Raw genomic sequence first — 4,288 nt, forward strand, 5'->3', positions numbered from 1 at the left:
CTTGTGGCGCTTGGGGCTAGAGTTCCCCGTTCGCCTCGAAGAAGGCGTGGTCGTCGTAGGCGTCTTGCCATGAGGACTCCCGGCGGGGGATGCGCCGGACTCGGCTTGCGGGCATCCATAGTTGGTGCCGGTCGCCGGGGTGGCGTTCGGGCCAGTTGAAGAGCACCATGTCGCCCTCCCAGGCCGTGACCTTGCCGTCCCGCGTTGACCCGTCGGGGAAGGTGGCGCGGCCGTAGGGCTCCTGACGCTCGGCGGGCCGGTAGACGCGGTCCGGTTCCGGGGTAAAGGCCATGCTCCGATCGTAGACGCACGAAAACGCCCCCACCCGGTGAAGGGTGGGGGCGTATCGGCTGGGGGTGTTCTATTCGGCGCGGTGGTCGGCGCCGGCGACGCGGTCGACAGGCAGGGTGGTGCCCGGGATGAGGTCGGCCGCTTCACTGGTCTCGTGCTGCACGCCGTCGTCGTCGATCCAGGTGTCTTCGTAGTCGATGGCGGAGGGCTGGAAGGCGGACGGGCCGGTGTTCTCTTCGAGCAGGGTGGCGATGTGCTTGAGGATGGTGGAGTACACCAGCTGCTGCAGGCCGTAGGCGATCAGGAATGCGGCGAGCAGGTTTACCCCGGCGAGGCCGCCGGTGAAGTAGAGGTAGGCCACGGCGATGGCCAGGGAGGCCGCGATGGGCAGACCGACCTTGAGCAGGGTCGGCCAGCTGGGGTCTTTCCGCCAGGCGATGACGAGCGGGGAGGCGATGGTGAAGGCCGCGGCGATCACGGCGAGGAGGACGTCGGTTCCGGTGTCCATGGTTACTTGACTCCGATCAGGGTGAGGAATGCGGTGGTGATGGTGGCGCCGGTGTCTGTGGACTTCCAGGCGCCGCCCTTGTTGCTGGTCTTGATCTGCTTCACGGCGCGGCGTGAGGGGCTGCCGATGTAGCCGTCGGCCTTGAGCTTCGGGGTGACGGACTTCCAGCGGTTCATGGCCGTCTGGATGCGCTTGTTGAGCTTCCAGTGGGCGTCGGTCTTGGCGCCCCAGACCTTGTCCGGGACGAGGCCGTGGGCCTCTTGGAAGGCCTTGACTCCGGCCTTCTGTTTGGCGTCGTTGACGCCGGTGATTGCCCCACTCCAGATGCCCATGCCCTTGAGGGCCTTCTGGATGCGCCGGTTGGCCGAGGTGGCCTTGGGCTTGGCCGCCGGCTTCGCGACCGGAGTCACCGAGGCGACCGGCTTGACGACGATCCCGGGCACGACGGGCGGGGTCGTGCCTGGGGTGATGCCCTTCCGGGCTAGCCACGCCTTGGGGGAGAAGTAGTTCAGCTTCAGTCGCCCGCCGGAGAGGGTGACCTCGGCGACGCCCATGTGTTCGTGGATGCCTGTCACATGGCCGGTGTCGCCCATGATGCCGATCTGCTGGCCGGCTTTCACCTGCTCGCCGGGGCTGACGAGGATGCGGGCGAGGTGGCCGTGGTTCGTGCGGATCCAGTCCGTGCCCTGGCTGTCTTTGAGGATGCCGTGGTCGAGTACGACGATCTTGCCGGAGTGCCCGGGCAGGACGCCTTCGCCGGCGGCGACCACGGTGCCGTCAGCAGGCGCCAGGACGGGCACGCCGGTCTGCCCGGGGCGGGGCGGGGCCCAGTCGTCGCCTGCGTGCGGAGCGACGATGCCGAACAGGCGGCGGGCCGGGTTGAAGCCGGAGGTGAACCGGCAGCCCACCGGGACAGGGCTGGAGAAGGTCGTCATGGCGTGCCTCCTGGGCATGGGAAAGGCCCCGCCGGTCGACGGGGCCTTGGGTCATTCCTCGCCGTCTTTCGGTTCGAGGTAGTCGAGGATGACTTTGGGGATTGGGGGAGCGGGTGGGCCGAGCCCGGCTTCGATGTGCGCGTTGAGGCGCAGGATGTGCGGGATGTAGACCCGGTCCCGGGCCTCGAAGCGGTCCATGCGGTTGCGCATCTTCCCCATCTCGTCTTGGAGTTGGTCGATGAGCGCGTTCTCAGGCTTGCCGCGGTGCTGGATCTTGATGGTGATGATGGTGACGATGGCGGTGATCGCGGCCGTGACGATGGTGACGGCCGCGGTGATGATGACGGGGTCCACTCCCCCCGGGGCGGACTGGTTCATTCGGAGTCGATCTCCTCAGCGGCGGGGTTGATCACGTCTTGCAGGGCGGTGACCTTGATGAGGAACCCGAAGATGATCACGGCCGGCGCGAGGTAGGTGATGCAGGTGAGCCAGTCGCGGGACGTGAAGCCGGAGACTGCCCAGGCGCCGACGTAGCCAAGCGACCAAGCGACCGTGAGGGCCACGGTGAGCGACAGCCCGTAGCGGGTGTGCCGGTTGATCATGTCGGCCACGGTCACGACGGCGGCGACGGCCCAGGCGGAGGCCCACACCCAGACGAGGACCCCGTCCCAGCTGATCAAGGCGACCGACGTCGGGAGGTAGGGCGGGTACGTGAAGGGCAGGTACGCGATCGCCCGGGTCAGGCAGTAGACGACCGTCGCGACCAGGACAACGTTCCGGCCAAGCCGGATCCGCTGGCGCGGCAGCAGGTTTATCAGTGGCACAAGGCCACCTCCTTGGGGAAGGGAAGCGGAAGGACCGCCGGGGTGGTTCTGGCGGGCGTACGCGTGGGAGTTCGGGGTGAGAATGCGGGGCTCGGCGGGCGGACCCAACTAGGATTCGAGGGTTCAAATCACCAATTGGTTAGGAGCGCAATGAGCGACTACGCAGCACCCAAGATCTTCGTTCGGTACATCGGTGACGACGGGGAGGAGTGGGACAACGAGTACACCGAGACCACTCCTGCGGCCGGTCAGTTCGTCTTCCGCGGTGCCCAGGCCTACCGCGTCGCGGAGGTTTGGGACATCCAGGAGAAGCACGGCGGCGTCGAGTACGGGCTGACGGCCTTCCTCGATTCTGTCGACGTCATGGAGCACCGCCTCGGGAAGCACGTTCCCGTCTACTACGACGTCTTCAAGGGCTAGCAGAACTGAGGCCCCAGGCTTGTCGCCTGGGGCCTCATTCCGCACGGGGGGCCGGGGACTTCACTTATCCGGCCATAAGGGCAGGTCGACGCCGGGTAGACTATCGACGTTTGTCGAGACAGCAGGGGGAAGCCGTGGCGTACAGGAATCACCAGCAGCGGGAGCGCGATGCGTTCATCCGGAACATCGCGTTGGTCGTGGTTGGGGTCGTGGCCCTGGGTCTGGCCTTCTGGGCTTTCGGCATACGGCCCGCCCAGGAGAAGGCGGCGGCCATGAACGCCATCGCCGCGGACGTCAAGGGTGCGCGAGGAAATGGCGGCTCCGACACGGTCTTCATCACCGAAGAATCCGAGCCCGCCCCAGACCTGCCGGACATCGCCGTTGTTGGCGACTCCTACACTGGGGGCTCTGGCATGGATTCCGGCAAGGACTACCGCTGGCCCGCCCTGGTTTCGGAAGCCCTCGACATTCCAGTGACCCTACGCACCGAAGGCGGCACGGGCTACGTGAAGACCAGTGAAGGCGGCGTGAACCTGGTGGTTCGGGCCGGCGAGGTGCCCGACGCTGATCTTGTGGTGTTCTTCGGTAGCCGCAACGACGATGCCGGATACGACGCCGTGCTCGAGGGGGCCATGGAGGCATTCGCCGCGGCGGAAGACGCAGCGCCGGACGCCGAGCTCCTGGTCATCGGGCCGCCGTGGGTTGACGGCAACCCGCCCGCCACGGTCCGTGCCTCCCGCGATGCCGTGAAGGCCGCCGCCAAGGAAGTTGGGGCCACGTTCGTTGACCCCTTGTCCAGAGGGTGGTTTGCCGAGGGGAAGAAGGGGCTGATCGGCTCTGATGGTGTCCACCCGACCGATGCTGGTCATGAGTACCTTGCCGAGAAGATCGAGCCGCTTATCAGCAAGGCACTCAAGTAGTCCGTCCGGCCTCGCCGCATCAGTTCGCCGCGAGGATCTTCCTGATCGCCTCGAATACGAGTCGGGTGTGGTAGTCGTTCCCGATAGGAGCGGTGAGGTGGACGCCGTCACTGTGGATGCAGAGGTCGGCGTTCCCGTATCCGGTCGGTGATCCCGACTTGCCCGTGCCGAAGATCCAGGTTGTCGGCGCCCACTTCGTGGTGTCGAAAGATGCCGACGAGGTGTGTGCACTGTAGCAGCGCCACACTGCGCGGTTGTTGACGACGAGGTCTCCGAGCGCGTATGCGGTGGATGCGGCCCACGCGGGCGTGGTTGCGACTACGCCGAGGGGGTCGTTGGGGTCGATGAACGCGACGACGTTGGGTGCGGCCAGGGCCGCGGTCTTCACCG

Annotated in this window: 8 protein-coding genes; 2 read left to right on the plus strand and 6 right to left on the minus strand. The window is 66.7% G+C overall.

From position 1 onward, the window contains the following. Window positions 1-16 precede the first annotated feature (16 nt). The 5 genes from ABD912_RS23180 to ABD912_RS23200 form a co-directional block, all read right to left on the minus strand. Window positions 17-292, minus strand: a complete 276-nt coding sequence (locus ABD912_RS23180) for a hypothetical protein (protein ID WP_345154806.1) — start codon at window positions 290-292, stop codon at window positions 17-19. Between the two features lie 69 nt (window positions 293-361). After that, a complete protein-coding gene (locus tag ABD912_RS23185; RefSeq protein WP_345154808.1) occupies window positions 362-799 on the minus strand; it encodes a hypothetical protein in 438 nt (145 codons plus the stop codon). Between the two features lie 2 nt (window positions 800-801). Continuing rightward, entirely contained in the window at window positions 802-1,734 is a 933-nt protein-coding gene (locus ABD912_RS23190; RefSeq protein WP_345154810.1) for a peptidoglycan DD-metalloendopeptidase family protein, read from the minus strand. A 51-nt stretch (window positions 1,735-1,785) separates the two neighbouring features. Continuing rightward, window positions 1,786-2,112, minus strand: a complete 327-nt coding sequence (locus ABD912_RS23195) for a hypothetical protein (protein ID WP_345154812.1) — start codon at window positions 2,110-2,112, stop codon at window positions 1,786-1,788. Beyond that, window positions 2,109-2,558: a hypothetical protein gene (locus ABD912_RS23200; RefSeq protein WP_345154814.1), complete on the minus strand. Its 450-nt coding sequence runs from the start codon at window positions 2,556-2,558 to the stop codon at window positions 2,109-2,111. Before ABD912_RS23200 ends, ABD912_RS23195 begins: the two co-directional genes overlap by 4 nt. Window positions 2,559-2,708: 150 nt before the next feature. Here ABD912_RS23200 and ABD912_RS23205 point away from each other — a divergent pair, with 150 nt between their 5' ends. Together ABD912_RS23205 and ABD912_RS23210 are read left to right on the plus strand one after the other, a co-directional pair. Further along, window positions 2,709-2,978, plus strand: coding sequence for a hypothetical protein (locus ABD912_RS23205; protein WP_345154817.1), 270 nt, complete (start codon window positions 2,709-2,711; stop codon window positions 2,976-2,978). 134 nt (window positions 2,979-3,112) lie between these two features. Further along, the gene (locus ABD912_RS23210) at window positions 3,113-3,898 is read left to right on the plus strand and encodes an SGNH/GDSL hydrolase family protein (RefSeq protein ID WP_345154819.1); all 786 of its coding nucleotides are present in this window, start codon (window positions 3,113-3,115) and stop codon (window positions 3,896-3,898) included. A 19-nt stretch (window positions 3,899-3,917) separates the two neighbouring features. Here ABD912_RS23210 and ABD912_RS23215 read toward each other — a convergent pair. Further along, window positions 3,918-4,288 (minus strand): carbohydrate-binding protein (locus ABD912_RS23215; RefSeq protein ID WP_345154821.1); only part of this gene is annotated, 371 nt, incomplete at its 5' end.

The organism is Arthrobacter ginkgonis (assembly GCF_039540195.1).
GTDB lineage: Bacteria > Actinomycetota > Actinomycetes > Actinomycetales > Micrococcaceae > Zafaria > Zafaria ginkgonis.

Excerpts from the sequence above, each read along its gene's own strand:
- ABD912_RS23180 (WP_345154806.1), bottom strand. The coding sequence starts at position 292 with ATGGCCTTTACCCCGGAACCGGACCGCGTCTACCGGCCCGCCGAGCGT.
- ABD912_RS23185 (WP_345154808.1), bottom strand. The coding sequence starts at position 799 with ATGGACACCGGAACCGACGTCCTCCTCGCCGTGATCGCCGCGGCCTTC.
- ABD912_RS23190 (WP_345154810.1), bottom strand. The coding sequence starts at position 1,734 with ATGACGACCTTCTCCAGCCCTGTCCCGGTGGGCTGCCGGTTCACCTCC.
- ABD912_RS23195 (WP_345154812.1), bottom strand. The coding sequence starts at position 2,112 with ATGAACCAGTCCGCCCCGGGGGGAGTGGACCCCGTCATCATCACCGCG.
- ABD912_RS23205 (WP_345154817.1), top strand. The coding sequence starts at position 2,709 with ATGAGCGACTACGCAGCACCCAAGATCTTCGTTCGGTACATCGGTGAC.